Here is a 25756-nt window from a genome sequence, read left to right as displayed (position 1 = left end):
TCTTAATACTTAACTCACTTAGTCGAGGGTAATACTCAAACCAAGACCACGCAACTCGTGCAGCAGCACATTGAGAGACTCGGGGATACCTGGTGTAGGCATTGGCTCACCCTTAACGATAGCCTCGTAAGCCTTAGAGCGACCTACGGTATCATCCGACTTGATTGTCAGGATCTCCTGAAGAACATGGCTGGCGCCGAAGGCCTCAAGGGCCCAAACCTCCATCTCTCCGAATCGCTGACCACCGAACTGGGCCTTACCACCAAGAGGCTGCTGAGTAATCAAGCTGTACGGACCGATTGAACGGGCGTGCATCTTATCCTCAACCATGTGACCGAGCTTAAGGAAGTAGGTGATACCTACTGTAGCAGGCTGGTCGAAACGCTCACCGGTCTCACCATCATACAGGTGGGTAGAGCACAGGCGTGGCAGACCTGCCTTGTCAGTCCACTCAGCAAGGTCTTCGAGCTTAGCACCGTCGAAGATAGGTGTAGCGAACTTAACACCGAGCTTCTTACCGGCAGCACCGAGGATAGCCTCGAAAATCTGACCAAGGTTCATTCGAGAAGGCACACCCAGAGGGTTCAGTACCAGGTCGACTGGACGACCATCCTCGAGGAATGGCATATCCTCCTGACGTACGATCTTAGATACGATACCCTTGTTACCGTGACGTCCGGCCAGCTTATCACCTACGCCGATCTTACGCTTCTTAGCTACATATACCTTAGCCATCTGCAGGATGCCGTTTGGCAGCTCGTCACCGATAGTGATAGCGAACTTCTTACGCTTCATCTCAGCATCAAGCAGCTTATACTTCTTCATGAAGTTGATAATCAGCTTGGCAATCAGCTCGTTCTTATGCTCGTCTGTTGTCCAGTTGCTAATCTGTACATCGCCATACTCAAGGTTGCGCAGGGCTGTAGCAGTGAACTTGCTACCCTTGGTGATGATCTCGGCACCGGTGTAGTCCTTAACACCCTGTGAGGTCTTACCCTTAGTGAGCTCCATGAGCTTGTCGATCAGGATATCCTTCAGGTCCTCTACCTTTGCCTCGTACTCCTCGTCAATCTTAGCAAGCACGATCTTATCCTGCTGCTTAGACTTACGGTCCTTGATGGCACGCTGGAACATCTTCTTATCAATAATAACACCACTCAGTGATGGGTTAGCCTTGAGTGAAGAATCCTTCACATCACCAGCCTTGTCACCGAAGATGGCACGGAGCAGCTTCTCCTCAGGTGAAGGATCGCTCTCACCCTTAGGTGAAATCTTACCAATCAGGATATCGCCTGGCTCAACACGTGCACCAACACGGATTACACCGTTGTCGTCCAAATCCTTTGTGGCCTCCTCACTTACGTTAGGAATATCAGCTGTGAACTCCTCAACACCACGCTTGGTCTCACGTACATCAAGTGAGTACTCATCAACGTGTACAGAGGTAAGTACGTCGTCGCGAACAATGCGCTCGTTAAGCACGATAGCATCCTCATAGTTGTAACCCTTCCAAGGCATGTAAGCTACCAGCAGGTTACGGCCCAGAGCCAGCTCACCATCCTCGGTAGCGTAACCCTCAGTCAGGATATCACCGGCCTTTACGCGCTGTCCCTTCTCACAGATAGGACGCAGGTCGATGGTCATATTCTGGTTGGTACGACGGAACTTAGCGATACGGTACTCCTTCAGGGCGGGCTCGAAGCTTACGAACTCCTCGTCCTCGGTGCGATCGTACAGAATACGGATGGTTGTAGCATCCACGTATTCGATCACACCATCACCCTCGGCAGTAACCATGGTACGTGAATCCTCACATACCTGCTTCTCGATACCGGTACCTACGATAGGTGCCTCGTTGTGCAGCAGAGGTACGGCCTGGCGCATCATGTTAGATCCCATCAGCGCACGGTGAGCATCGTCGTGCTCCAGGAATGGGATAAGAGATGCAGCGATAGAGGCAATCTGCTGTGGCGATACATCCATCAGGTCAACGTCTGTAGGTGGAACTACAGGGAAGTCGGCATCCTGACGACACTTAACAACCGAGCGGATAAATGTACCATCGTCGTTCAGAGGTGCATTACCCTGACCGATGATGTGCTCAGCCTCCTCCTCAGCGGTGAGGTAAACGATACCATTGTCGCTCAGGTCGGCAACACCATTCTCTACCTTACGGTAAGGAGTCTGGATAAATCCGAGCTCGTTGATCTTAGCATATACACAGAGAGATGAGATCAGACCGATGTTTGGTCCCTCAGGGCTCTCGATAGGACACAGACGACCATAGTGTGTATAGTGTACGTCACGAACCTCAAATCCGGCGCGCTCACGGCTCAGACCACCAGGACCCAGGGCAGAGAGACGACGCTTGTGAGTAACCTCGGCCAGAGGGTTGGTCTGGTCCATGAACTGCGACAGAGGGTTGGTACCGAAGAACGAGTTGATAACGCTAGAGATAGTCTTGGCGTTGATCAGATCGGTTGGTGTGAACACCTCGTTATCGCGAACGTTCATGCGCTCACGGATGGTACGGCTCATACGAGCCAGACCTATAGAGAACTGATTAGCCAGCTGCTCGCCTACGGTACGTACGCGACGGTTCGACAGGTGGTCGATATCGTCGACAGTAGCCTTAGAGTTAACCAACTGAATCAGATACTTGATAATCTCGATAATATCTTCCTTGGTCAGAACGCGAACATCCATATCGGTGTTCAAACCAAGCTTCTTGTTGATACGGTAACGACCAACATCACCCAGATCGTAACGCTTGTCAGAGAAGAACAGGTTCTGGATAACCTCACGTGCGCTGGCATCATCGGCAGGATCGGCATTACGCAGCTGACGGTAGATGTAAAGCACAGCCTCCTTCTCAGAGTTAGATGGGTCTTTGGCCAGTGTGTTGAAGATGATGCTGTAATCCGAAGCAACAGATGCGTCCTTGTGCACCAGGATAGTCTGTGCGCCACTCTCAAGGATGTCCATCATGTTCTCCTCGGTAATCTCAGTCTCACGCTCCATAATCATCTGGTTACGCTCGATTGATACTACCTCACCAGTATCCTCATCAACGAAGTCCTCGTTCCAGCTCTTCAGTACGCGGGCAGCCAGCTTGCAGCCAATCACAGCCTTCAGGCTCTTCTTGTTAACCTTAACCTCCTCGGCCAGGTTGAAGATCTGCAGGATGTCCTTATCGGCCTCGAAACCGATAGCACGCAGCAGAGTTGTTACGGGCAACTTCTTCTTACGGTCGATGTATGCGTACATCACATTGTTGATGTCGGTAGCAAACTCGATCCATGAACCCTTGAATGGGATAACACGAGCCGAATACAGCAGGGTACCGTTAGCGTGTACGCTCTGGCCGAAGAATACGCCAGGTGAACGGTGCAACTGTGAAACGACTACGCGCTCGGCTCCATTGATAACGAATGTACCATTGGCGGTCATGTAAGGGATAGGACCCAGGAATACATCCTGAATCACAGTTCCGAAATCCTCATGATCCGGATCAGTACAATACAGTTTCAGCTTAGCCTTCAGGGGCACGCTATAAGTCAAACCACGCTCCAAGCACTCATCGATGCTGTAACGAGGTGGGTCGATATAGTAATCCAAGAACTCAAGAACGAAATTATTACGTGTATCGGTGATAGGGAAGTTCTCAGCGAACACCTTATACAAGCCGTCATTCTTGCGTTCCTCAGGCGGAGTATCCAACTGCAGGAAGTCTTTGAACGACTTTAATTGCACATCAAGGAAATCCGGGAATGGCATCGGATTTTTGACGCTGCCAAAGTTTACTCTGTTATCTATTATTTTTGAAGCCATAAATTATAATTTAAATAAAAAGGCTAGGAACCCCCGACTGGGGAGTCCCTAACCGATTGCTATTTGTATGTAACTGATTACTTCAGCTCAACCTCGGCACCAGCGGCCTCGATGGTCTTCTTCAGGTTCTCAGCCTCTTCCTTGCTCAGACCCTCCTTAACGGTAGCAGGAGCACCGTCTACGAGATCCTTAGCCTCTTTCAGACCAAGACCACAAGCCTCCTTAACGGCCTTTACAACCTGCAGCTTAGCAGCACCGGCTGACTTCAGAACTACGTCGAATGAAGTCTTCTCCTCAGCTGCATCAGCAGCACCAGCTGCAGCAGGACCAGCGGCAACAGCAACAGCTGCAGCGGCGGGCTCAATTCCATACTCGTCCTTCAGGACAGTTGCCAACTCATTAACTTCTTTTACAGTAAGGTTTACCAACTCTTCTGCAATAGCTTTAATATCTGCCATTTTATTTAAAATTTTAATTGTTTTTAATTTGAATGTTACTTATTTCGCTTATTTGTTACGCTCAGCGATAGCGTCAAGCAGACCGTGAACCTTGCCACCAGCGTTCAAGCCAGAAACAACATTCTTGATTGGAGACTGCAGCAGAGCTACAACCTCGGCGATCAGTTCGTTCTTGCTCTTGATTGCTACGAGCTCATCAAGCTTGTCAGCACCTACGAAGAAGCTCTCCTCAGCATATGCACCCTTCAGGGCAGGGATACCTTCCTTCTTGTACTCCTTGATCAGCTTAGCAGGAACGTTAGCTGTCTGTGCGAACATAACAGCTGTGTTACCCTTCAAGCACTCATAAAGTGGAGTGAAATCGATTTCTGAAGCCTCAAATGCCTTCTGGAGAAGAGTGTTCTTCACCACCAGCAACTTAATCTCATTCTTGAAGCACTTCTCACGGAGCTCTGATGTCTTAGCGGCATCGAGACCGGTCAGGTCAACAAGATAGAAATGAGGATATGCCTTCAGTTTCTCTCCAAGTTCTACAATGATAGTATCTTTTACTTCCTTTTTCATTTGTCTAATCTTTTAACGAGTTATTCAACTGATTTAGGATCTACCTTGATACCCATGCTCATAGTGCTTGAGAGGAAGATACTCTTAATGTATGTACCCTTAGCAGCGGCGGGCTTCAGCTTGATAATGGTAGAGATAAACTCCTTAGCATTCTCAAAGATCTGATCACCAGTGAAGTTGATCTTACCAATTGATGTGTGCACGATACCTGCCTTATCAACCTTAAAGTCAATCTTACCCTGCTTAACTTCCTTAACTGCCTTAGCAACATCCATAGTAACAGTACCACTCTTGGGGTTTGGCATCAGTCCGCGGGGACCGAGCACACGGCCCAAAGGACCGAGCTTACCCATGCAAGAAGGCATTGTGATGATAACATCAACATCTGTCCAACCACCCTTGATCTTCTCGATATACTCGTCAAGACCAACATAGTCGGCACCTGCTTCCTTAGCAGCAGCCTCCTGATCAGGAGTACAGAGAGCGAGCACACGTGTAACCTTACCAGTTCCGTTTGGCAGCGATACAACGCCACGAACCATCTGGTTAGCCTTACGTGGATCAACGCCCAAGCGTACATCGATATCAACTGAAGCGTCGAACTTAGTGGTGGTAATTTCCTTCACCAGTGCGGCGGCTTCCTTCAAAGAGTATGCTTTCCCTGCTTCAACCTTATCAGCGACCAACTTTTGATTTTTTGTCAGTTTACTCATTGTCTCTAATTGAAGTTATTAATTATTTACCAGGGAACTCCCCTTCTACAGTGATACCCATACTACGCGCTGTACCAGCGATCAGCTTCATAGCTGACTCAACGGTAAAGCAGTTCAAGTCCTTCAGCTTATCCTCAGCAATAACGCGAACCTGATCCCAAGTTACCTTGGCTACCTTCTTACGGTTTGGCTCAGCACTACCGCTCTTCAGCTTAGCAGCTTCCTTCAGCTGTACAGCTGCGGGAGGAGTCTTCAGCTCGAAAGAGAATGACTTGTCAGTGTAGTAGGTGATAACAACAGGAATAATCTTTCCTGCCTTATCCTGGGTTCTGGCGTTGAACTCTTTGCAGAATCCCATAATGTTAATTCCCTTAGAACCCAGTGCAGGTCCTACTGGAGGTGAGGGATTCGCAGCGCCACCTTTAATCTGTAATTTGATTAATCCAGCAACTTCTTTAGCCATTTCTGTTTGTTATTAATTGAATTTTGTTATATAAGCATCAGGAGTGGAAGCCTCCCTCTACCGATATAGAGAACAGGCGAACCGTAACATTCACCCTATTCCTTTTCTACCTGATTATATCCAAGCTCCAGAGGAGTCTTGCGACCGAAAATCTTAACCATAACTTTCAGCTTGTGTTTCTCGGCATTCACCTCTTCGATAATTCCGCTGAATCCGCTGAAAGGTCCATCTGTTACCTTAACTGCTTCATCCACAGCATAAGGTACACCAATCTCTTCACTCTTTATCTCCGTCTCCTCGGCAGTACCAAGGATTCTGTTAATATCACTCTGCTTTACAGGGGTTGGATTATCCAAACCGCCCAAGAAGCCTAACACATTAGGCATAAAGCGCAGTGTGTGAGCCATCTCACCCTGAAGGTTGGCCTCTACCAACACATAACCTGGCAAGAACAGCTTCTCCTTAACCACACGCTTACCATTACGCAGCTGAGCATATTTCTCGGTAGGCAGTAACACCTGACCAACGTTTGCTTGGAGGAAAGAGTCACGCTTCATCAAGGCCTCAAGGTATTCCTTTACCTTGGCCTCTTTACCGCTAACAGCGCGAAGTACGTACCATTTCATTCCTGACTGAGCCATCTCTCAAACAACGTTTATTAACCGGGATAAACCATACTCATTACCGACTTGAACACAAAGTCCATGGCCCATACTACCAAAGCAATAATAAGCGATGCTGAAAGCACCACTACTGCACTATGAGTCAACTCTTTGCGAGAAGGCCAAGTTGTCTTATGTGCCAACTCGTCGTAACAAGCTTTGCAATAATCGATAAACTTCTTAAACATATTATTTCTTATTTAGCACGGGAAGGAGGACTCGAACCCACGACCCTCGGTTTTGGAGACCGATGCTCTACCAACTGAGCTATTCCCGTAAGTAAGCCCCCGCCCATTAAAAACGGGGGCTTGGTTTTATCTAGTGCTTACTAGAATTTCTAGATTCCTAGAGCTTACTGAGGATTAGTCCTCGTAAACCTCTGTGATCTGACCAGAACCTACTGTGCGACCACCCTCACGGATAGCGAAGCGCAGACCTGGGTTCAGAGCTACAGCGTAGATAAGCTCAACAGTGATCTCTACGTTATCACCAGGCATTACCATCTCAACACCTGCGGGCAGTGAAATCTCACCTGTGCAGTCCATTGTGCGGAGATAGAACTGAGGACGATACTTGTTTCCGAATGGAGTGTGACGACCACCCTCTTCCTTCTTCAGAACGTAGATAGAAGCCTTGAACTTCTTGAATGGCTTGATCTGACCTGGGTGGCAGAGTACCATACCACGCTTGATCTCGTTCTTGTCGATACCGCGGAGCAGCAGACCTACGTTATCACCAGCCTGACCCTCATCAAGAATCTTGCGGAACATCTCAACGCCAGTTACAACTGACTTCTTGTCCTCACCAAGACCGAGCAGCTCAACCTCATCACCTACGTGGATAACACCAGTCTCGATACGACCAGTAGCAACTGTACCACGACCTGTGATTGAGAATACGTCCTCAACAGGCATCAAGAATGGCTTGTCAGTTGCACGAGGAGGCTCCTGGATCCATTCATCACAAGTGTTCATGAGCTCCATTACCTTCTCCTCCCACTTAGCAACACCGTTCAGTGCACCAAGGGCAGAACCGCGGATAATAGGAGTATCCTCTTCAAACTCATACTGCTCCAGAATCTCGCGGACCTCCATCTCAACGAGCTCCAGCATCTCCTCATCCTCAACCATATCGCACTTGTTCAGGAATACAACCAGACGGGGAACGTTCACCTGACGAGCGAGCAGAACGTGCTCACGAGTCTGAGGCATAGGACCGTCAGTAGCAGCTACAACGAGAATAGCACCGTCCATCTGAGCAGCACCAGTTACCATGTTCTTTACATAGTCAGCGTGTCCTGGGCAGTCAACGTGAGCGTAGTGACGCTTTGCAGTCTCATACTCAACGTGAGCGGTGTTAATAGTGATACCACGCTCCTTCTCCTCAGGAGCGTTATCAATCTGATCGAATGACTTAACCTCAGAGAGACCAGCCTTTGCCAGCACAGTTGTGATAGCAGCTGTCAGAGTTGTCTTACCGTGGTCAACGTGACCGATAGTACCGATGTTTACGTGCGGTTTGGTGCGCACAAAATTCTCTTTTGCCATTTTACTTGTTATTAATTCTGTTAATTATTACGAATTTTCAGTTTCCTCCTTCTAATCGCAAGAGAGCTGTAACTGAGAGTTGAACTCAGGACCTCTTCCTTACCAAGGAAGTGCTCTACCACTGAGCTATTACAGCATGTTCTTGGAGCGGAAAACGGGGCTCAAACCCGCGACCCCCAGCTTGGAAGGCTAGTGCTCTATCAACTGAGCTATTTCCGCAAACATCTCTTGTAGTGGGTGCTGATGGATTCGAACCACCGAAGTCGAAAGACAGCAGATTTACAGTCTGCCCCATTTGGCCACTCTGGAAAACACCCATGTCATTTTCGCTTATTAAGCGAGGGACGACCTTCCCTTTTGTTCTTTCGAACCAAGCGGATTGGCTTTCACCTATCCTCCTCCTTCCTTCTTGAGCCTCTTGTCGGATTCGAACCAACGACCCCGAGATTACAAATCACGTGCTCTGGCCAACTGAGCTAAAGAGGCTTTTCTAAGCAGCCGTTCTCTGTTTCAGATTTACGACCTGTCGGAAAACGGCTGCAAAGTTACGACTTATTTTTGAATTACCAAAACTTTTTCGAGTTTTTTTTATCTATTTCTCAATTTTTCCTTGAATTTCGTCAATTGAGCCCTCATAGAATCCACGCAAAGGTCAATTCCTTCCTCAAAAGTGTCACATGTCTTGTCTACGAAGAGAGTGGTTCCTGGAACGAAAACCTCAAGACTTGCTTCCTTATTTTGAGCCGTGGCTGGCTTGACTACTTTAAGTTGCACCTCTACTTTCTGTATATCCTCAAACGATTTTTCTAACTTGGCGACCTTCTTTTCGATGAACGCCTCTAACTTCTCGGTAGCGTCGAAGTGAATCGACTTAATCTTAATCTCCATAGTTACCTCCTATTTTAAAATAGTTATTAATAAAAAAGGTTCAGGCTCTTGGATGAGCCTCTTTGTAAATTCGCTTCAGCTGCTCAAACGTGGTGTGGGTATAAATCTCGGTTGTGCTCACACTGGCGTGCCCTAACAAGCTCTTGATTGTTTCCAACCCTGCACCGTTGTTCAGCATGGCAGTGGCAAAGGTGTGCCTAAGCACGTGTGGCGAACGTTTTTTCAGCGAGGTAACCATCGAAAGATACTTCTTTACGATCTGATAAACCTGACTGTCGGATATCCGTTGCCCTTTGTCACTCAGAAAAAGCGCGTCGCCGGTTTCGCCGAATTGTTCGTTGCGAGCAGTCTGATACTGCTTGAGCGCCTCGGCCAGCTCAGCCCCAAAGGGCACGATACGCTGCTTGTTTCTTTTACCCGTTACTTTCAGTTGTGCCGCTTCAAAGTCTACATCCTTGTCGTTCAGACTTACAAGTTCCGCACGTCGTAAACCGGCCTCATAGAATAGTAATAATATGGTACGCGCACGTACATTATTAAATGAACTATTCCACTCTGTGCCGTCTATCAGGCGGTCCATTTCTCCTTCGCGAAGGAACTGCGGCAGTGGTTTTGATTTCTTTGGACCTATCACAGCATGTGCCGGATCGGCCTTAACCAGTTGTCTCTTTAGGGCAAAGCGGTAAAAGGAACGCAATGCACTCAACTTTTTATTAATAGTCGACGCAGAGTTTCCTTTATCCATCAGACTCTCCATCCAGTCACGGATCAGATCGGTATCTACCGAACTTATAGAGAGCTCTTTATCCCTAAAAGTCACATACGACTCAAAATCCCTAAGACTTTCCTCGTATGTCTGCACTGTTAGCGGAGATGTATTCCGCTCGTAGCGCAGGTAGTCCAGAAACTGGTTAATCATCATAAAATCGCAACCTTTAGTATTTGGGTACGAATTTACGGAAATTTCTCGAAACTACCAAATTTTCGGGGAACTTTTTTATTCCTCGTTAGCGCGAAGCTGCTGAACATATACAGCGTGCTCCATCTTAAGGCGCTTCAGTACAGATGGCTTGTCAAACTGCTGACGACGACGCAGCTCCTTTACAACACCTGTCTTCTCGAACTTTCTCTTGAACTTCTTGAGAGCCTTCTCAATGTTCTCGCCTTCCTTTACTGGTACAATAATCATTTGTTTTGCTTTTAATTATTTATGTTAAACTTAATGCTTTCGGGCCCAGTGCCTCGCAAAGCGGGTGCAAAGTTACTGATTTTTTACAAAACAACCAAGTTTTTACACGATTTTTATCAAATAAAACGTAATTTCTTGCGTTTTCGTACCCTCCTGATAGTCAAAAACATATATTTTAAGAGTTCATCAACTATTTGATAGGCGCACAAGCGTTTTTAAGCCAAGCGGTCTCTTCGGCATCGAGATGAGGAGCAAGCGTATCGTAAACATGCTGGTGATATTGGTTGAGCCAAGCGATTTCTTCGTCTAACATCATCTCCTTTACAATCGGCGTGGTGTCGATGGGGCATAGGGTGAGACTCTCGAACTGCAGGAACTGACCGAACTGGGTTTCCTTATAAGGAGTAATCAAGAGGGTATTCTCTACGCGAACGCCGAACTTACCCTCGAGATAGATGCCTGGCTCGTCGGTAATGGTCATACCAGCTACAAGGGGTGCTGGTTTCCACTCCATACGGAACTGGTGAGGACCCTCGTGTACATTCAAATAGGTGCCCACACCATGACCTGTGCCATGCAGATAGTTCAATCCCTCGCGCCACATCGCCTCTCGGGCCAGAATATCTATCTGGGTACCAGTGGCTCCACTGGGGAACTTACATAATTCTATCTGGATATGACCCTTAAGCACCAGTGTATAGATTCGCTTCTGCTCCTCGGTGAGCGGACCAAGGGCGATGGTACGGGTGATGTCGGTAGTACCATCAAGATACTGCGCACCACTATCCAACAGCAGGAAGCCTTCGGGCTTCAAGGGGATATCGGTATCAGGCGTAGCCTCGTAATGCACAATGGCTCCATGTGCCTGATAGCCAGCGATGGTATCGAACGAGATATCACGATAGAGCGGTTGTTCGGCACGGAGCGAGGTGAGCTTCTGGTCAATAGATATCTCCGTCTGTCCTCCAGCCTCAACGGCAGGTTTCAACCAGCACAAGAATTTTGCCATCGCAATTCCGTCTTTCAGCATCGCAGATCTAAAACCTGCAATCTCTGTAGGATTCTTGACAGTTTTCATGCGCTTGACGGGTGATTCCACCTCAACAATCTCACGAGTAACCTGCTTGTAAAGCGTATAGTTTACCTCATTGGGATCGAGCAGGATGTTATACTCGAAATACGCCTTCAAGCCTTTGGCCACATCCTCGTAAGGTGCCACCCCTACCCCTTCGGCTTTAAGATAAGCCTCAACCTCGGGGGTAAGCTTCACCTTATTTATATATAAGGTAACAGCTTTGGATGAAATAAGCAGATAAGCGACAAACACGGGATTGCAATGCACATCAGTGCCTCGCAGATTCAGCGTCCAGGCAATATCATCGAGAGCCGACATCAGCATACCATCGGCATGTTTTTCGCGCAAGGCCTTGCGGATACGGGCAATCTTTTCACGACAGCTCTCACCTGCATACTGCAATGGAAAAATCTCCACAGCATGCTCAGGGATAGCAGGGCGATCGGTCCAGATCTGTGCCAACGGATCGAGATTAGTACGCAGCGTGATGCCACCCTGCTGACGCAGATCGGCTATCAGCTCCTTCACAGCATTCACCGACGAGCACCAGCCGTCGAGTGCCACTTCGGCCCCAGCTGCACACTCCTTGCCTATCCACTCAGCGATGGTAGGCGTTCCGGGCATCTTCAGTTTCATCAGCTGGAACTCGGTGCCACGCAACTGCTCCTCGGCAGCAATAAAATAGCGCGAGTCGGTCCACAAGGCTGCCGAAGTCATCGTCACCACAGCCGTACCAGCCGAGCCGTTAAAACCACTGATAAACTCGCGCCCTTTCCAATGATCGGGCACGTATTCGCCCTGATGAGGATCGGTACTTGGAAAGATAAACGCAGCGAGATGTTCACGTTTCATCACCTCGCGAAGAGCTTCAATTCGTTGATTTACTGTCATCATCATCGTGTTTTGTAATTTCGAGATTACAAAGGTACAAAATAACTAGCAGAAAATCACATGATTAACACAGATTAATAATAAAAAAACGCTTTATATGAGTCTTTTTTCGTAACTTTGCAGCACTTTAAAAATAACAATAATAAAAATACAATTATGGCTTTTTTAACTAACGAGAAATTGGTGATTGTTGGTGCCGGTGGTATGATTGGCTCTAACATGGTACAGAGTGTGTTGATGCTGGGCTTGACTCCCAACATTTGTTTGTATGATATCTATGAGCCAGGTGTTCATGGTGTATATGATGAGATGTGCCACTGCGCTTTCCCAGGTGCAAACATTTCTTACACTGTAGATCCTAAGGAGGCTTTCACTGGTGCTAAGTACATCATCTCTTCAGGTGGTGCTCCACGTAAGGAGGGTATGACCCGTGAGGACCTGCTGAAGGGCAACTGCCAGATCGCAGCCGACTTCGGTGAGAACATCAAGAAGTACTGCCCAGACGTTAAGCACGTGGTAGTTATCTTCAACCCAGCTGACGTAACAGCTCTTACAGCTCTGATTCACTCAGGTTTGAAGCCCAACCAGCTGACATCACTGGCCGCTCTCGACTCTACCCGTCTGCAGCAGCAGCTGGCTCAGGAGTTCGGCGTACAGCAGGACAAGGTTACTAACGCTTACACTTACGGTGGTCACGGTGAGCAGATGGCAGTATTTGCCAGCAAGGCTCTCATCGATGGCAAGCCTCTCTCTGAGCTTCCTCTCTCTGACGAGCGTTGGGCTGAGATCAAGCACATGACAACTCAGGGTGGTAGCAACATCATTAAGCTCCGTGGCCGTTCTTCATTCCAGAGCCCTGCATATCAGGCTGTTAAGATGATTGAGGGTGCTATGGGTGGTGAGCCTTTCAAGTGGCCTGCTGGTTGCTATGTAAACGCATTCGGTTTCAAGAATGTAATGATGGCTATGCCTACCGTTATCGACAAGGACGGTGTACACTTCACTGAGCCCGAGGGCACAGCTGAGGAGATGGCTTCACTCCAGGCTTCGTACGAGCACCTGCAGAAGATGCGCGACGAGATCATCAGCCTTGGTATCATCCCCGCTGTTGAGGATTGGGCTAAGGACAACGCCAACCTGTAATTAATTCAGGATTTTGAATTAAGTATTTAGAGACTATGGCTCTAATAAAAACATATCGCGGTCTCGCTCCCAAATGGGGGCGAGACTGTTATTTTAGCGAGAACGCTACGATTGTGGGTGATGTAACAATGGGCGATGAGTGCTCCGTGTGGTTTAATGCAGTAGTACGCGGCGATGTGGCGCCTATCACCATCGGCAACTGCACCAATATTCAGGATGGCAGTTGTGTGCATGTGACCCATGAGACTGGTCCTACGCATATAGGTAACTACGTTACTATCGGGCACAACGTAACCGTTCATGCCTGCACCATTCATGATAACGCCTTGATTGGTATGGGTAGCACCCTACTGGATGGTTGTGAGATAGGCGAAGGTGCCATCGTGGCTGCAGGTGCCCTGGTGCTGCAGAACACCAAGATTCCTGCTGGCGAGATCTGGGGCGGCGTACCTGCCAAATATATCAAGCCCGTACGTCCAGGCCAGACCGATAATGCCAAGCACTATGTGGCCTACTCCAAATTCTATCTGGAGGAGGGTGAAACAGAACCTACAAAATTCTAAGTATTTACTTTAGCGTAGCTACTACATACTCGCTCTGGGTACCAATGCGGAACTTTCCACCCCAGATTCCTATGCCCGACGAGACATAGAACTGGGTTTTGCCACGCTGGTGGCTACCCCAAGAGCATTCGTAGATACGATCCGTAATCCAAGAAATTGGCCATACCTGTCCACGATGGGTGTGGCCACTTAATTGAAAGTCAACACCTGCTGCCTCGGCACGATCCAAATTATAAGGCTGATGATCGAGCACAAGGATGTATGGACTTTTAACATGGAACTTTGAACTTTGAACTTTAACCAAATCCTTGATAGGTTTGCGGCGCATGTTGGTACGATCGTCGCGACCAATAATCACGATACTGCTATCGATAACGGCTGCCTCATCTACCAACAAGTGGATACCGGCATCCTTATAAAACTGCTGTGCATCGGGCACACCAGCATAAAACTCATGATTACCTAAGCAGGCATACACGGGGGCTTTCAAGCGACGAAACTCCTGAGCCATCTGCTCCTCCTGCACAGGGCGCATGCTACCATCGATGATATCACCAGCAATCAGGATAAAGTCTGGATTCTCAGCATTCATCATATCCACCCAGCGCGCCAGCTCCTTGCGGGGATTGTGATAGCCAATATGGAGATCGCTCGCCATCACTATCTTATATTCCTTCGCAAGTGGCTTTGCCGACTTCAAGTCGAGGGCAACACGCTCCTTATGATGATAATGCAGATTACCATACACAAACACGCCCACCATCAGCACCAAGATGCCAAGGGCAGTATATCCGTTTTGGTAAAGAATTGACTTGGGCACCAGACGAACCAACCGGCCCAGATCGAGTACCAGGAAAATCATCACCAGATAAAGCAAAACAAACAATGAGGATGTACCTATCTCGTAAGCCCAACGAGCCGTAAACAATGGCATGCTATCAAAGGCGCGACGGAAATTCAGGAACAGCATCACAAAACTCAGTACGCCTATAGCGATAATAAGCGACTTGAGACAAGCCTGCACAGGCAGCATCACCCAGATGTGCCAAGCCAGATAGCCGATAGCCAAGAATGGTAATAACAGGAATAGTATCATCCACATAGTTTTCATGCTTTACAAAAAAATTACAGAGCGACAGACGAGAGCACCTTCTGCGTGGCACCCGACTGGCCTTTTACAAAATGTCCAGCCTTCTGGCCCTGCTCCTGCAGGTAAGCGTCATCGGCAGCAAAGCGATCCATCTGTGCAGCAAAGTCCTCGTAGCTGCTAATCTCAAAGCCACCGCTGGTCTTCAGTCCCTGAGCCTCCTGGAACTTCTGGTTGTTTGGTCCGAAGAATACGGGCACATCCCAAACAGCAGCCTCCAACAGGTTGTGGATACCAACACCAAAGCCTCCACCGACATAAGCCACATTGCCATAGTGATAGATGCTCGACAGCAAGCCGAAGCAGTTGATGATAAGAACTTCGTAGTCATTGACCATTGACAATTGACCATTGACCATTTTCTCTGCCTCGGTGTAACGGATTACCTTGCGACCTTCGAGCAGTTTCTCAATCTGCTTGAGATGATCCTCGCCAATCACATGAGGAGCGATAATCAGTTTCCAGTTCTTATGCTCATTACGCTCGGCTTTGCCGCTTAGCTTGTCTAAGAAGTATTTAATGAAAATCTCCTCATCGGGAGGCCATGACGAACCAGCCACGAATACCTGAGGAGCATCTTTCACAAACGACTCAACGATAGGCAGTTGCTTGGCAGCCTCTTTAATCTGCAGCACACGGTCGAAGCGGGTATCGCCCACCACGGTAGTATCGGTGATACCAATCTTGGCCAAGAGTTCCTTGCTGATCTCGTTCTGCACAAAGAAATGAGTGAAGCAATTAAGCACACGACCGTACTGACGACCGTACCACTTAAAGAACACCTGCTCAGGACGGAAGATACTCGACACACTATAAACAGGCACACCACGATGCTTCAGAATATGCAGGTAGTTGTACCAGAACTCGTACTTGATGAAGAAAGCCATCACAGGACGTACGGTACGCAGGAAACGACGTGCGTTGGTGATGGTGTCGAGTGGCAGATAGGTGATGATATCAGCACCCTCGTAGTTCTTACGCACCTCATAACCTGAGGGCGAGAAGAATGTGAGCAGAATCTTGTATTCAGGATGATCCTTGCGCAGCTGCTCCATCAAGGGGCGTCCCTGCTCAAACTCACCCAGCGAGGCAGCATGGAACCACACGTACTTGGCATTCGGATCTACCTTTTCGCGTAGAATCTTGAATGCCTCGCGCTCGCCACGCCACATTTTACGTACCTTCTCATTGAAGCGGCTATAAATAGCCACTCCAAGAAGATACAGATATATTACAAGGTTGTAAATCATTAGCCCAGTACTTCAATCGCACGTTTCATTCTGGCGATGGTCTCCTCCTTACCCAGGAAGGCAGAGATATCAAACATGCCAGGACCCTTACCCTCGCCAACGAGCGTGAGTCGCCATGCGTTCATTACATTACCCAGCTTATACTCCTTCTGCTCAACCCAAGCATGTACAATCTGCTCCTGGTTCTCGAGCGAGAAGTCGTCGATACCCTCAAGCACACCAATCAGTTCGGTCATCACCTGAGCACTATCTTCCTTCCAACGCTTCTTGGCTGTCTTCTCATCATAGGCCGTAGGAGCCACGAAGAAGAACGAACAAAGTGGCCACATCTCGTGAACAAACGATACACGATCCTTCATCATCTCGGTAACCTTGAGGATGCGCTCTGAGGTCTCGTTAGGACAGTGCTCCTTAACGATAGGCTCGAAGAGAGCAGCAATCTCCTCGTTGCTCTTCTTCAGAATATACTCGTGGTTGAACCAAACAGCCTTCTCGAAGGCGAACTTGGCACCAGCCTTAGAGCACTTAGAGATATCGAACAGAGGAACCAGCTCATCGAGTGAGAAGATTTCCTGCTCGGTTCCAGGATTCCATCCCAGCAGAGCCAGGAAGTTGATAACAGCCTCGGGGAAGTAACCATCCTCACGATAACCGCGAGAAGTCTCACCACTCTTAGGATCCTTCCACAGCAGTGGGAATACAGGGAATCCCAGACGGTCGCCATCACGCTTCGACAGTTTACCCTTACCATCGGGCTTGAGCAGCAATGGCAGGTGAGCAAACTGAGGCATGGTGTCCTCCCAACCGAAAGCACGATACAACATGACGTGCAATGGAGCAGATGGCAACCACTCCTCACCACGGATAACATGCGAGATTTCCATCAGATGGTCGTCAACGATGTTAGCCAGGTGATAGGTTGGCAGCTGGTCGGCACTCTTATAAAGCACCTTATCATCACAGATATCGCTCTTAACACGTACCTCGCCACGAATCAGGTCGTTGACCAGGATCTCCTGACCAGCCTCAACCTTGAAGCGAACCACATACTGTTTACCCTCGGCAATCAGCTTCTCAACCTCTTCCTTAGGCATGGTCAGCGAGTTACGCATCTGACTGCGGGTATGACAATCGTACTGGAAGTTCTGAATCTCAGCACGCTTAGCCTCCAACTCCTCTGGCGTATCGAAAGCAATATAAGCCTTATCGGCATCCAGCAACTGCTGAACATATTTCTTGTAAATATCACGACGTTCGCTCTGGCGATAAGGACCCTTGTCGCCACCAAAGCTAACACCTTCATCAAACTTGATACCGAGCCACTTGAACGACTCAATGATATACTCCTCGGCACCAGGTACGAAACGGTTACTATCGGTATCCTCGATACGGAAAACCAGATCGCCACCATGCTGCTTAGCAAACAGGTAGTTATACAATGCTGTGCGCACACCACCAATGTGCAAAGCACCCGTTGGACTGGGTGCAAAACGTACTCTTACTCTTCTTTCTGACATAATCAATTAAAATTTGTGTGCAAAGTTACAAAAAAATTGAGAGTTTTTTCGTATTTTTGCACCATAATTGCATAAAATACGTAGAAATGAGTAGTTTTAACATTAAAAACGACCTAACTTGGCGTGATTTTCTCATTCGTTTGGGTCTGATCATCATAACTGTTGCCATCATCGTATGGATGATGCCACGCAGCAGTCAGCACAATTTCAAGATCGAAAAAGGCCGACCTTGGATATATACCGACCTGAAAGCGCCATTCGACTTCCCCATCTACAAGAGTGACGAAGCCGTGAGGGCCGAGCGCGACAGCATCATGAAGCAATATGAGCCGTATTACATCATGAACAGCGAGATTGTGGGCAAGCAGGTACGCCAATTCTCAAAAGACTACTCAAATGGTATTCCTGGCTTGCACAACGATTACATCAGCATCATTGCCAATCGCCTGCACCGTCTGTATGAGCAGGGTATCATGAGCAATTCCGAGTATGCCAAAATCAGTAAGGACACCTCTCGTTTTGTACGTATCGTCAGCGGTAAGAACGCCACCAGCTCACAAATCAGCCATGTGTACTCGGTGGTATCAGCCTACGAACAACTATTTCAGGATCAGACACTTGCCAAGCATCGCGAGGTGCTGCAGAAATGCAACCTGAATGATTATATCACACCTAACCTTACCTACGACAAGGAACGCAGTGAGGCCAGTTTGAACGACCTGCAGAACAGTATTCCACTGGCCAGCGGACTGGTACAGCGAGGTGAGAAGATTATCGACCGTGGCGATATTGTAGATGGTAAGACCTACAACAAACTGTTGTCGTTCCAGAAAGAGATGGAGCGACAGAATGTGGATCAGGAGAAAATTCGCCTGAACATCATGGGACAGCTGCTATATACAGCCATCCTGATTACTTGCTTTACCATCTTCCTTACCCTGTTCAGAAAAGATTACTTTGAGAAAGTACGTTCAACCACCATGCTGTATGCCCTCATTGTGCTGTTTACAATTATTGCCTCGGCGATGGTAGAGCATAGCGTACTGCATGTATATATCGTACCATTTGCCATGGTGCCCATCTTTATCCGAGTGTTCATGGATTCGCGAACAGCCTTCATGGCTCATGCCACCATGGTGCTCACCTGCGCCTGCTTCCTGCAGTACCCGCTGGAGTTCGTGGCCGTTGAACTGGTGTCCGGACTCGTAGCCATCTTCTCGCTGCGCGAACTGTCCAGTCGCTCGCAGCTGTTCTGGACTGCCGTATCGGTTACGGTTGCAGGCATCCTGACCAACCTGGCACTCGACTGGATTCGCATCAACGACATATCAAAAATCAGTTATAGCGAATACAACTACCTGATTATCAACGGTGTACTACTATTCTGCTCATACCCCTTGCTCTATGTTATCGAGAAAGCATTCGGTTTTACATCCAACATTACGCTGATTGAGCTATCGGATATGAACAAGGCCGTACTGCGCAAGATGAGCGAGGTGGCCCCTGGCACCTTCCAGCACTCTATTCAGGTAGGTAATCTGGCTGCCGAGATTGCTAACAAAATCGGCGCCAAGAGTCAACTGGTACGTACTGGTGCACTGTATCATGATATCGGTAAGATTGTTAATCCTATCTATTTTACCGAAAACCAGTCGGGTGTAAATCCACACGAGAAGATGAATCCGATAGACAGCGCCCAGATGATTATCAGTCATGTTACCGAGGGAACCAAACTGGCCGACAAGTACAACCTGCCCGACGTGATCAAGGAATTTATTACCACCCACCACGGACAGGGAAAAACCAAGTACTTCTACGTACAATATAAGAATGCTCACCCCAACGACGATGTCGACGACCTGCTGTTTACCTACCCTGGTCCAAATCCGTTTACTAAGGAGCAGGCCATTCTGATGATGGCCGACACCGTAGAAGCTGCCTCGCGTTCGCTGCCCGACTACACCGAGAAGTCGATTCGCGAGCTGGTAAACAGACTGATTGATGCTCAGGTGGCCGAGGGTTACTTTAAGGAGTGCCCCATCACCTTCCGTGATATTGCCTATGCCAAAACCGTGCTGATAGAGAAGCTGAAGACCATCTATCACACCCGTTTGAGCTATCCTGAGCTGAAAAAGTAAATCCATTTATGCACAAAACCACCCAAAAGTGTGCAAAAACCTGCACACTTTTGCACATTTGTGCAGGTTTGTGTGCAATTTTCGTTAAACAACGTTAACTTTGTGTGCGTAAACATAAGATTTTGAAACATTCACTATACCTTTGCAGCCGATTTTGAAAAAAAGTGTTTAAATTATGAAAAAGATGAATGTCTTGCTGGCCAGCCTGATGCTGACAGCAGCTACAACAACAGCCACAGCTGGTGGCATCTTAACCAACACCAATCAGAGTATCGACTTTTTGCGCAATCCTGCGCGAGATGCAGCCATCGGTCTTGATGGAGTATACAGTAACCCCGCCGGTGTAGCCTTCATGCCCGAAGGTTTCTACTTAGGTATCAACTGGCAGTATGCCCACCAGACCCGTACTATCGAGTGCAACAATCCGTTGTTTGCCTTAGGTAAGAAGAACAACGGTCAGAGCACCAAGACTTTCGAGGGTATTGCCGATGCACCATTTCTCCCCTCAATCCAGGCCGCTTACAACAAGGGCAACTGGAGTTTGCAGTTCAACTTCTCAGTTCCTGGTGGTGGTGGAGCCTGTGAGTTCCAGGACGGACTGGGTTCGTTCGAGAGCGTAGTTGGTGGTATTGCCAACCAGCTGAAGCCTCTGGGCGCTACCGGTTACGATATGGATGGCTACATGCAGGGCCGCCAGTATTACTTTGGTTTCCAGCTTGGTGCAGCCTACAAGGTTACAAAGGATCTGTCGGTTTATGGTGGTCTGCGTGTGCTTTACGGCACAGCTACCTACAAGGCTAAGATCAGCAACATCATGGTAAACACCGCTAATGGTTATCTGGACTTCGGTAGCTTCCTGCAGGGAGCAACAACCACCATTGATGCTGGTATCAGCAAGGTTAACGCTGGTATTGCCCAGTATCAGGCAGCAGGCGTTGACGTTCCTGCCGAGCTTACAACCCAGCTGGCCCAGTTAGAGGGAACCAAGCAGAGCCTGAACTCACTGCAGAAGTACTCACAGGGTGTGAACCTGCTGTGTAACCAGTCGAGCGTAGGTGTAGCTCCTGTTATTGGTATCGACTGGCGCGTAGGTAAGTTCAACTTCGCTGCTAAGTACGAGGCTAAGACCGAGATTCACATGAAGAACGAGTCGACCGTTAACGAGGCCAGCGAGATTCCCGCTGTTAATAAGTTCCGCGATGGCGAGAAGATTGACGAGGACTCACCTGCACAGCTGGCAGTTGGTGCTATGTGGAATATCAGCGACGATTTCCGTTTGAACGTAGGTTATCATCACTTCTTTGATAAGGACGTAAAGTGGTATAACAATACTCAGGATCTGCTGGGTGGCGGTACCAACGAGTACCTGGCTGGTGCAGAGTGGGATTTGACCAACAAGCTCACCATCAGTGGTGGTGGCCAGATTACCCGTTATCAGCTTACCGACGAGTATATGAACGATATGTCGTTCGTAGTAAACAGCTACAGCTTAGGTTTCGGCTTTAACTACAAGGCTGCCGATAACATCACCCTGAAGGCTGCTTACTTCCAGACCAATTACGGTCACTACGATCGTGTTACTTCAACCGAGCCACTGATCAGCGACTCATTTACACGTACCAACCGCGTACTGGGTATTGGTTGCGAACTGAATTTCTAAGAATGATTACAGCGGATCTACATCAAAGTAGATCTGGAGCGACGAATAGCGCTTGTCTTGTAGCATCTGCTGCTGGGCAAGCGCTAAATATTTACGAACGTCGGCCATACCGATGCCTGGTTCAAGCTTAAGCACCAACTTACGAATAGAGAGCGACTTAACTTTAGCGATGGCAGGCTTGTCGGGACCTAACACACGGGCCGAGAACCACTGGCGCAATCTGCTACCCATCTCAATACCTGCCGACTCAACCACTGCATCCGAGCGGTGTTTCAGGTAAACATAGATTAAGCGATAATAAGGCGGATAATGGAAATGCTGGCGCTCGGCAATCAGCGAACGGTATAATCCGGCATAATCGTTCTGCACTACCTGTTGGATAACTGGCAGCGTAGGCGATTTGGTTTGTAGGATTACCAAACCCTGCTTGCCCTTGCGACCGGCACGACCAGCCACCTGAGCCATCATCATATAAGCCTGCTCGTAAGCACGGAAATCGGGATAGTTCAGCATGTTGTCGGCATTCAGAATGCCTACTACCGACACCTTATCAAAATCCAAGCCCTTGGATATCATCTGGGTACCTATCAACAGATTGGTACGCCCTGCCGAGAAATCGCTGATGATACGTTCGTAGGCATTACGGGTACGGGTGGTATCAAGGTCCATACGGGCAATACGGGCCTCAGGGAAGATATCACGCAACTGGTCTTCAATCTTCTCGGTGCCATATCCCTTGGTTATCAAATCATGTCCACCACAGGCAGGGCACTCGGTGGGTACCTGGTAGGTGTAGCCGCAATAGTGACAGGTAAGCTGATTCATGTTGCGATGCAACGTCAGCGACACATCACAATGCTGACAATGGGGCACCCAGCCGCATTGCTTACACTCTATCATGGGTGCATAGCCACGACGGTTCTGAAAGTAAATCACCTGCTCGCCTCGCTCCAATGCCTCGCGGGTCTTCGCCAACAACAAAGGTGAGAACGCACCGTTCATCATCTTACGATGCTGCAGGTCCTTGATATCCACCACCTGGATATCAGGCAACTGAATACCTTTATAACGTTGGAAAAGCTCTACCAAACCATACTTACCCGTTTTGGCATTATGGTAGGTCTCGAGCGATGGTGTGGCAGTACCCAATAACGTTTTGGCGCCATACATCTGTGCCAGCATGATAGCTGCCGAACGGGCATGATAACGCGGTGCAGGGTCCTGCTGTTTATACGAGGTTACATGCTCCTCATCCACAATAATCAGTCCTAAGTTCTGGAAAGGCAGCAGCACGGCACTACGCGCACCCAGAATCACATCATAGGGATGCTTCGAAAGCTGTTTCTGCCATATTTCCACACGCTCGGCATCCGAGTATTTACTGTGATAAATGCCCAGGCGATTACCAAACACTCGCTGCAGGCGTTGCATCATCTGCACGGTAAGCGCTATTTCGGGCAACAGATAGAGCACCTGCTGATGCTTATCCAATGCCTGCTGTATCAGGTGGATATAAATCTCGGTTTTACCGCTCGAGGTAACACCATGCAGCAGCGTCACGTTTTTCTGCAGAAACGAGAATTGTATCTGGTTAAACGCTTCCTGCTGTACATCGCTCAGCGGTTTGATATGTTCAGGATGCGGATCGCCACCAAAATTCAATCGCCCCACCTCTTTATCATAGGTTTCCAACACACCTCGCTGCACCAAGGCGTTTACCGACTGCAAGGTGTGTCCCTGGTTAATCAACTCGTCGCGGGTTATCTCGAACTGTTCTTCGGTCTGTCCCAACTGGTCCCAACCCGAGAGTTCCAGATAATCCAGGAAAGCCTTGAGCTGCTTGGGAGCACGCTGCAGCATATCAATAGCCACGTGCAGGGCCTGCTCGCTGCGGAACTTAGGCGACAGCTGGATGTAGAGTTCGGTACGTGGACGATAACCATCCTCGGCTTTCAGTCCTGATGGGAGTGCTGCCTTATACACCTCGCCAATGGGCGACATGTAGTAATCGGCAATCCACTGCCACAGCTTCAGCTGGTTATCGGTAATGATAGGTGTGGCATCCATCACCTGGCTGATGGGCTTTACCTGATAGTCCTTAGGTTTCTCATTGTGCAATCGGGCCACAATACCCAAGTAGGTTTTGCTACGCCCGAAAGTTACCAGTACGCGCATACCAATACCTACGCTCATGCCATCAGGCACGGCGTAGGTAAAAAGTCCTGTTAACGGAACAGGTAATATGATATCCGCGTAACTCACCCCTTAGAAGAAGTAAGCAACCGAAAGCTGCCAAGCATTAGCCTTAGTTTTTCCCGTAACCTGCTTCCAGGCAGCATCGGGTACATCTTTTAGTATATCAAACTCACCTGTTGTACCCATAGCAATGTTGTAGTTAGCAGATACCTGAAGATGATTAAGGAGCATCAAACCTAAACCCACATTTGCGCTCAAGCTTGAGTCCTTCATGCGCCAATCAAGTGCCTCATTCAGCAGATTTGTCTTTTTATCACCCACATTAAAGCCAAATTGAGGACCAGCAAAGATGTAAATGCTTGCAGTATTACCCAAGCCAAAACCATAACGAAGGTTTATGGGAATCTGAATTGACTGCTGCTTAAGTTTCTCATCATTAACCTCAGCCGAACGCTGATCGTACAAGGCTGATGCATCAATGCCAAGGCCTATCACTGGGAGCGTAAAATTAAGAGTCGGACCGATAAAGAAACCAGTCTGATTCGACTTATCAAATGCCGAATTGTCGAACTTCATATTAGTCAGGTTAAGACCACCCTTAACACCAAACTTCACCTGTGCCTGAGCAGCAACAGTCATTGTTGCCAGCAGCACTACTAAAGTAAAAAATTTCTTCATAACTTATACCAATTATTAATGTTATTGAATCATTCCACGGCGCAAAGTTACGAAAAAAGTTGGAATCGAAAAGGGAATAACCGTTTTTTTTCGATTATTCCCTTGTATTTTGACTAGTTAGTGACGCTGTCGACGTACCGACACGCGAGCACCACTGTTGCTACTGCCACTCGATTTCTCGGTCTTGGCACTCTTCTGCTTAGCCACCTTTACGCCCTTGGTTGCGGCGGGTTTGTTCTTGGCAGCCTTCACCTTCTTATCGGCCTTGGTATCCTTCAAAGCAGCTATGCTATCCAATGAGTCGCGCTTGGCAGGATCGCCAAAAATCGTTTTCTTAAAACCTTCCAGTTCAGCTTCGATACGCTTCTGCTCGGCAGTCATCTTAGCCTCATCGCCACCACACAACTGCAGCAACGTTTTACCCTGTGCATTGTTGGTTTTATAGATTTTTCCACGATACATATTGAGCGTAAAGAAATCGTCCATCGATACAGTAGCCGCATTGTTCATACTGCTGGCCATCACTGTCTGACGATTCAGGTAGGGTTCCAGGTCGCTGTATTTCACCCAGAACAAGGGGTACTGCGTTGCCTCGCCACCAAACTCGTCCATCATAATGGGACACAAGGCCTGCACCTTGATATGGAACGAAGAGTTGGCCTGATCGTAATAGGCACTCTCCTTCAGATAGTACTTCTTCACCATCGCCGAAGGGATATCGCTGTTATCCACACGTATCTTACCATCCTTTTCCTCGTAATAAATGTGGTAGTTATCCAGTAGGGCCTTCATATCGGCCTTGGTGACATCGGTAAACACATCACTGCCATCGGTAGGATACTCGTACACGGGGATATAGCCGTTAAGCGCCAGCTTAAAAATATAGGTAAACAGGTTCAGCTGTTTGCCCTGTGGCTCTACGGGATAATAGAGTCCGCCATTGGCATCATCCTCCAACGATATCTCACGATAGATATCGCGACGCCACACCACCTCTTCGGGCATCTCTACAGCTGTGGGGAATGATATCTGTGCGCGCATCGACATAGCCGAAGATGCTACATTCTGCTTGGTTTGCTGCTGAGCCTGCTGCTCGGCACGGCGCTGTGGTGGCTGAGCCACTGCTGCACTCACCATCAGCACGAGGGTTGATATGAACAATAATCTCTTCATACTATCTTAT

General features: G+C 48.3%; 22 protein-coding genes and 5 tRNA genes. 4 read left to right on the top strand and 23 right to left on the bottom strand.

All coding sequences use genetic code 11. The features are described 5' to 3' along the window. Positions 1-18: 18 nt before the first annotated feature. From rpoB to T499_RS0101350, 17 genes are all read right to left on the bottom strand, one after another. On the bottom strand, positions 19-3831 hold the full coding sequence (rpoB, locus tag T499_RS0101430) for a DNA-directed RNA polymerase subunit beta (protein ID WP_013065193.1): 3813 nt from the start codon (positions 3829-3831) through the stop codon (positions 19-21). A 77-nt stretch (positions 3832-3908) separates the two neighbouring features. Beyond that, the gene (rplL, locus tag T499_RS0101425) at positions 3909-4289 is read right to left on the bottom strand and encodes a 50S ribosomal protein L7/L12 (protein WP_013063286.1); all 381 of its coding nucleotides are present in this window, start codon (positions 4287-4289) and stop codon (positions 3909-3911) included. Between the two features lie 48 nt (positions 4290-4337). Further along, positions 4338-4853, bottom strand: coding sequence for a 50S ribosomal protein L10 (gene rplJ, locus T499_RS0101420; protein ID WP_013064077.1), 516 nt, complete (start codon positions 4851-4853; stop codon positions 4338-4340). A 20-nt stretch (positions 4854-4873) separates the two neighbouring features. Then, positions 4874-5566 carry a 50S ribosomal protein L1 gene (gene rplA / locus T499_RS0101415; RefSeq protein WP_013065728.1) on the bottom strand — a complete coding sequence of 231 codons (693 nt, stop codon included), beginning with the start codon at positions 5564-5566 and terminating at the stop codon, positions 4874-4876. Between the two features lie 22 nt (positions 5567-5588). Next, positions 5589-6029: a 50S ribosomal protein L11 gene (gene rplK / locus T499_RS0101410; protein ID WP_013064963.1), complete on the bottom strand. Its 441-nt coding sequence runs from the start codon at positions 6027-6029 to the stop codon at positions 5589-5591. Between the two features lie 95 nt (positions 6030-6124). Beyond that, positions 6125-6670 carry a transcription termination/antitermination protein NusG gene (nusG, locus tag T499_RS0101405; RefSeq protein ID WP_013064805.1) on the bottom strand — a complete coding sequence of 182 codons (546 nt, stop codon included), beginning with the start codon at positions 6668-6670 and terminating at the stop codon, positions 6125-6127. A 17-nt stretch (positions 6671-6687) separates the two neighbouring features. Further along, a complete protein-coding gene (secE, locus tag T499_RS0101400; RefSeq protein ID WP_013063860.1) occupies positions 6688-6879 on the bottom strand; it encodes a preprotein translocase subunit SecE in 192 nt (63 codons plus the stop codon). Positions 6880-6895: 16 nt separating this feature from the next. Beyond that, positions 6896-6968: transfer RNA gene (locus tag T499_RS0101395), tRNA-Trp, on the bottom strand. A gap of 85 nt (positions 6969-7053) precedes the next feature. Beyond that, complete coding sequence (gene tuf, locus T499_RS0101390; RefSeq protein WP_013063031.1) at positions 7054-8238, bottom strand: elongation factor Tu; 1185 nt, start codon at positions 8236-8238, stop codon at positions 7054-7056. A 64-nt stretch (positions 8239-8302) separates the two neighbouring features. Next, a tRNA-Thr gene (locus T499_RS0101385) sits at positions 8303-8374 on the bottom strand. A gap of 7 nt (positions 8375-8381) precedes the next feature. After that, positions 8382-8457, bottom strand: a tRNA-Gly gene (locus T499_RS0101380). A 15-nt stretch (positions 8458-8472) separates the two neighbouring features. Further along, positions 8473-8555 (bottom strand) — tRNA-Tyr (locus T499_RS0101375). A 95-nt stretch (positions 8556-8650) separates the two neighbouring features. Beyond that, positions 8651-8724 (bottom strand) — tRNA-Thr (locus T499_RS0101370). Between the two features lie 102 nt (positions 8725-8826). Then, positions 8827-9126: a ribosome hibernation-promoting factor, HPF/YfiA family gene (gene hpf / locus T499_RS0101365; RefSeq protein WP_013063088.1), complete on the bottom strand. Its 300-nt coding sequence runs from the start codon at positions 9124-9126 to the stop codon at positions 8827-8829. A gap of 40 nt (positions 9127-9166) precedes the next feature. Further along, on the bottom strand, positions 9167-10048 hold the full coding sequence (gene xerA / locus T499_RS0101360; protein ID WP_033149484.1) for a site-specific tyrosine recombinase/integron integrase: 882 nt from the start codon (positions 10046-10048) through the stop codon (positions 9167-9169). Positions 10049-10123: 75 nt separating this feature from the next. Continuing rightward, positions 10124-10315 carry a 30S ribosomal protein S21 gene (rpsU, locus tag T499_RS0101355; RefSeq protein WP_013065274.1) on the bottom strand — a complete coding sequence of 64 codons (192 nt, stop codon included), beginning with the start codon at positions 10313-10315 and terminating at the stop codon, positions 10124-10126. 190 nt (positions 10316-10505) lie between these two features. Beyond that, positions 10506-12284, bottom strand: a complete 1779-nt coding sequence (locus T499_RS0101350) for an aminopeptidase P family protein (protein WP_033150109.1) — start codon at positions 12282-12284, stop codon at positions 10506-10508. Between the two features lie 153 nt (positions 12285-12437). Here T499_RS0101350 and T499_RS0101345 point away from each other — a divergent pair, with 153 nt between their 5' ends. After that, positions 12438-13424: a malate dehydrogenase gene (locus T499_RS0101345; RefSeq protein ID WP_033148358.1), complete on the top strand. Its 987-nt coding sequence runs from the start codon at positions 12438-12440 to the stop codon at positions 13422-13424. Positions 13425-13459: 35 nt separating this feature from the next. After that, positions 13460-13987: a gamma carbonic anhydrase family protein gene (locus T499_RS0101340; RefSeq protein ID WP_033149483.1), complete on the top strand. Its 528-nt coding sequence runs from the start codon at positions 13460-13462 to the stop codon at positions 13985-13987. Positions 13988-13991: 4 nt separating this feature from the next. Here the strand turns inward: T499_RS0101340 and T499_RS0101335 are convergent, their stop codons facing one another. From T499_RS0101335 to gltX, 3 genes are read right to left on the bottom strand one after another with little or no spacing between them, the layout of a single operon-like run. After that, the gene (locus T499_RS0101335) at positions 13992-15098 is read right to left on the bottom strand and encodes a metallophosphoesterase (protein ID WP_033149482.1); all 1107 of its coding nucleotides are present in this window, start codon (positions 15096-15098) and stop codon (positions 13992-13994) included. 14 nt (positions 15099-15112) lie between these two features. Beyond that, on the bottom strand, positions 15113-16381 hold the full coding sequence (locus T499_RS0101330; protein WP_033150108.1) for a 3-deoxy-D-manno-octulosonic acid transferase: 1269 nt from the start codon (positions 16379-16381) through the stop codon (positions 15113-15115). A 2-nt stretch (positions 16382-16383) separates the two neighbouring features. Beyond that, positions 16384-17901, bottom strand: a complete 1518-nt coding sequence (gene gltX, locus T499_RS0101325; protein WP_033149481.1) for a glutamate--tRNA ligase — start codon at positions 17899-17901, stop codon at positions 16384-16386. 86 nt (positions 17902-17987) lie between these two features. Between gltX and T499_RS0101320 the strand changes: the two genes are divergently transcribed. Beyond that, the gene (locus T499_RS0101320; RefSeq protein WP_033149480.1) at positions 17988-20039 is read left to right on the top strand and encodes an HD family phosphohydrolase; all 2052 of its coding nucleotides are present in this window, start codon (positions 17988-17990) and stop codon (positions 20037-20039) included. A gap of 175 nt (positions 20040-20214) precedes the next feature. After that, positions 20215-21699, top strand: a complete 1485-nt coding sequence (locus tag T499_RS0101315; protein ID WP_033149479.1) for an OmpP1/FadL family transporter — start codon at positions 20215-20217, stop codon at positions 21697-21699. 6 nt (positions 21700-21705) lie between these two features. Here T499_RS0101315 and priA read toward each other — a convergent pair whose 3' ends face one another. The 3 genes from priA to gldN all read right to left on the bottom strand — a co-directional run bounded on the left by priA (position 21706) and on the right by gldN (position 25746). Continuing rightward, positions 21706-23961, bottom strand: coding sequence for a replication restart helicase PriA (gene priA / locus T499_RS0101310; RefSeq protein ID WP_033149478.1), 2256 nt, complete (start codon positions 23959-23961; stop codon positions 21706-21708). Between the two features lie 3 nt (positions 23962-23964). Then, entirely contained in the window at positions 23965-24573 is a 609-nt protein-coding gene (locus T499_RS0101305) for a porin family protein (protein ID WP_033149477.1), read from the bottom strand. Between the two features lie 117 nt (positions 24574-24690). Beyond that, on the bottom strand, positions 24691-25746 hold the full coding sequence (gldN, locus tag T499_RS0101300) for a type IX secretion system ring subunit PorN/GldN (protein WP_033149476.1): 1056 nt from the start codon (positions 25744-25746) through the stop codon (positions 24691-24693). Positions 25747-25756 lie beyond the last annotated feature (10 nt).

Origin of the sequence: Prevotella sp. RM4, from assembly GCF_000701965.1 — a bacterium.
Lineage (GTDB): Bacteria > Bacteroidota > Bacteroidia > Bacteroidales > Bacteroidaceae > Prevotella > Prevotella ruminicola.
Note: the sequence above shows the minus strand (reverse complement) of the source record. Positions and strands in the feature narration are given on the sequence as shown.

What these genes read in the sequence shown, in the direction of transcription:
- T499_RS0101335 (WP_033149482.1), bottom strand. Translation starts at nt 15,098, where the DNA reads ATGAAAACTATGTGGATGATACTATTCCTGTTATTACCATTCTTGGCT.
- secE (WP_013063860.1), bottom strand. Translation starts at nt 6,879, where the DNA reads ATGTTTAAGAAGTTTATCGATTATTGCAAAGCTTGTTACGACGAGTTG.
- T499_RS0101350 (WP_033150109.1), bottom strand. Translation starts at nt 12,284, where the DNA reads ATGATGACAGTAAATCAACGAATTGAAGCTCTTCGCGAGGTGATGAAA.
- rplK (WP_013064963.1), bottom strand. Translation starts at nt 6,029, where the DNA reads ATGGCTAAAGAAGTTGCTGGATTAATCAAATTACAGATTAAAGGTGGC.
- hpf (WP_013063088.1), bottom strand. Translation starts at nt 9,126, where the DNA reads ATGGAGATTAAGATTAAGTCGATTCACTTCGACGCTACCGAGAAGTTA.
- rpoB (WP_013065193.1), bottom strand. Translation starts at nt 3,831, where the DNA reads ATGGCTTCAAAAATAATAGATAACAGAGTAAACTTTGGCAGCGTCAAA.
- gldN (WP_033149476.1), bottom strand. Translation starts at nt 25,746, where the DNA reads ATGAAGAGATTATTGTTCATATCAACCCTCGTGCTGATGGTGAGTGCA.
- rplL (WP_013063286.1), bottom strand. Translation starts at nt 4,289, where the DNA reads ATGGCAGATATTAAAGCTATTGCAGAAGAGTTGGTAAACCTTACTGTA.
- rpsU (WP_013065274.1), bottom strand. Translation starts at nt 10,315, where the DNA reads ATGATTATTGTACCAGTAAAGGAAGGCGAGAACATTGAGAAGGCTCTC.
- T499_RS0101340 (WP_033149483.1), top strand. Translation starts at nt 13,460, where the DNA reads ATGGCTCTAATAAAAACATATCGCGGTCTCGCTCCCAAATGGGGGCGA.
- rplA (WP_013065728.1), bottom strand. Translation starts at nt 5,566, where the DNA reads ATGAGTAAACTGACAAAAAATCAAAAGTTGGTCGCTGATAAGGTTGAA.
- rplJ (WP_013064077.1), bottom strand. Translation starts at nt 4,853, where the DNA reads ATGAAAAAGGAAGTAAAAGATACTATCATTGTAGAACTTGGAGAGAAA.
- nusG (WP_013064805.1), bottom strand. Translation starts at nt 6,670, where the DNA reads ATGGCTCAGTCAGGAATGAAATGGTACGTACTTCGCGCTGTTAGCGGT.
- T499_RS0101345 (WP_033148358.1), top strand. Translation starts at nt 12,438, where the DNA reads ATGGCTTTTTTAACTAACGAGAAATTGGTGATTGTTGGTGCCGGTGGT.
- T499_RS0101320 (WP_033149480.1), top strand. Translation starts at nt 17,988, where the DNA reads ATGAGTAGTTTTAACATTAAAAACGACCTAACTTGGCGTGATTTTCTC.
- gltX (WP_033149481.1), bottom strand. Translation starts at nt 17,901, where the DNA reads ATGTCAGAAAGAAGAGTAAGAGTACGTTTTGCACCCAGTCCAACGGGT.
- xerA (WP_033149484.1), bottom strand. Translation starts at nt 10,048, where the DNA reads ATGATGATTAACCAGTTTCTGGACTACCTGCGCTACGAGCGGAATACA.
- tuf (WP_013063031.1), bottom strand. Translation starts at nt 8,238, where the DNA reads ATGGCAAAAGAGAATTTTGTGCGCACCAAACCGCACGTAAACATCGGT.
- T499_RS0101315 (WP_033149479.1), top strand. Translation starts at nt 20,215, where the DNA reads ATGAAAAAGATGAATGTCTTGCTGGCCAGCCTGATGCTGACAGCAGCT.
- T499_RS0101305 (WP_033149477.1), bottom strand. Translation starts at nt 24,573, where the DNA reads ATGAAGAAATTTTTTACTTTAGTAGTGCTGCTGGCAACAATGACTGTT.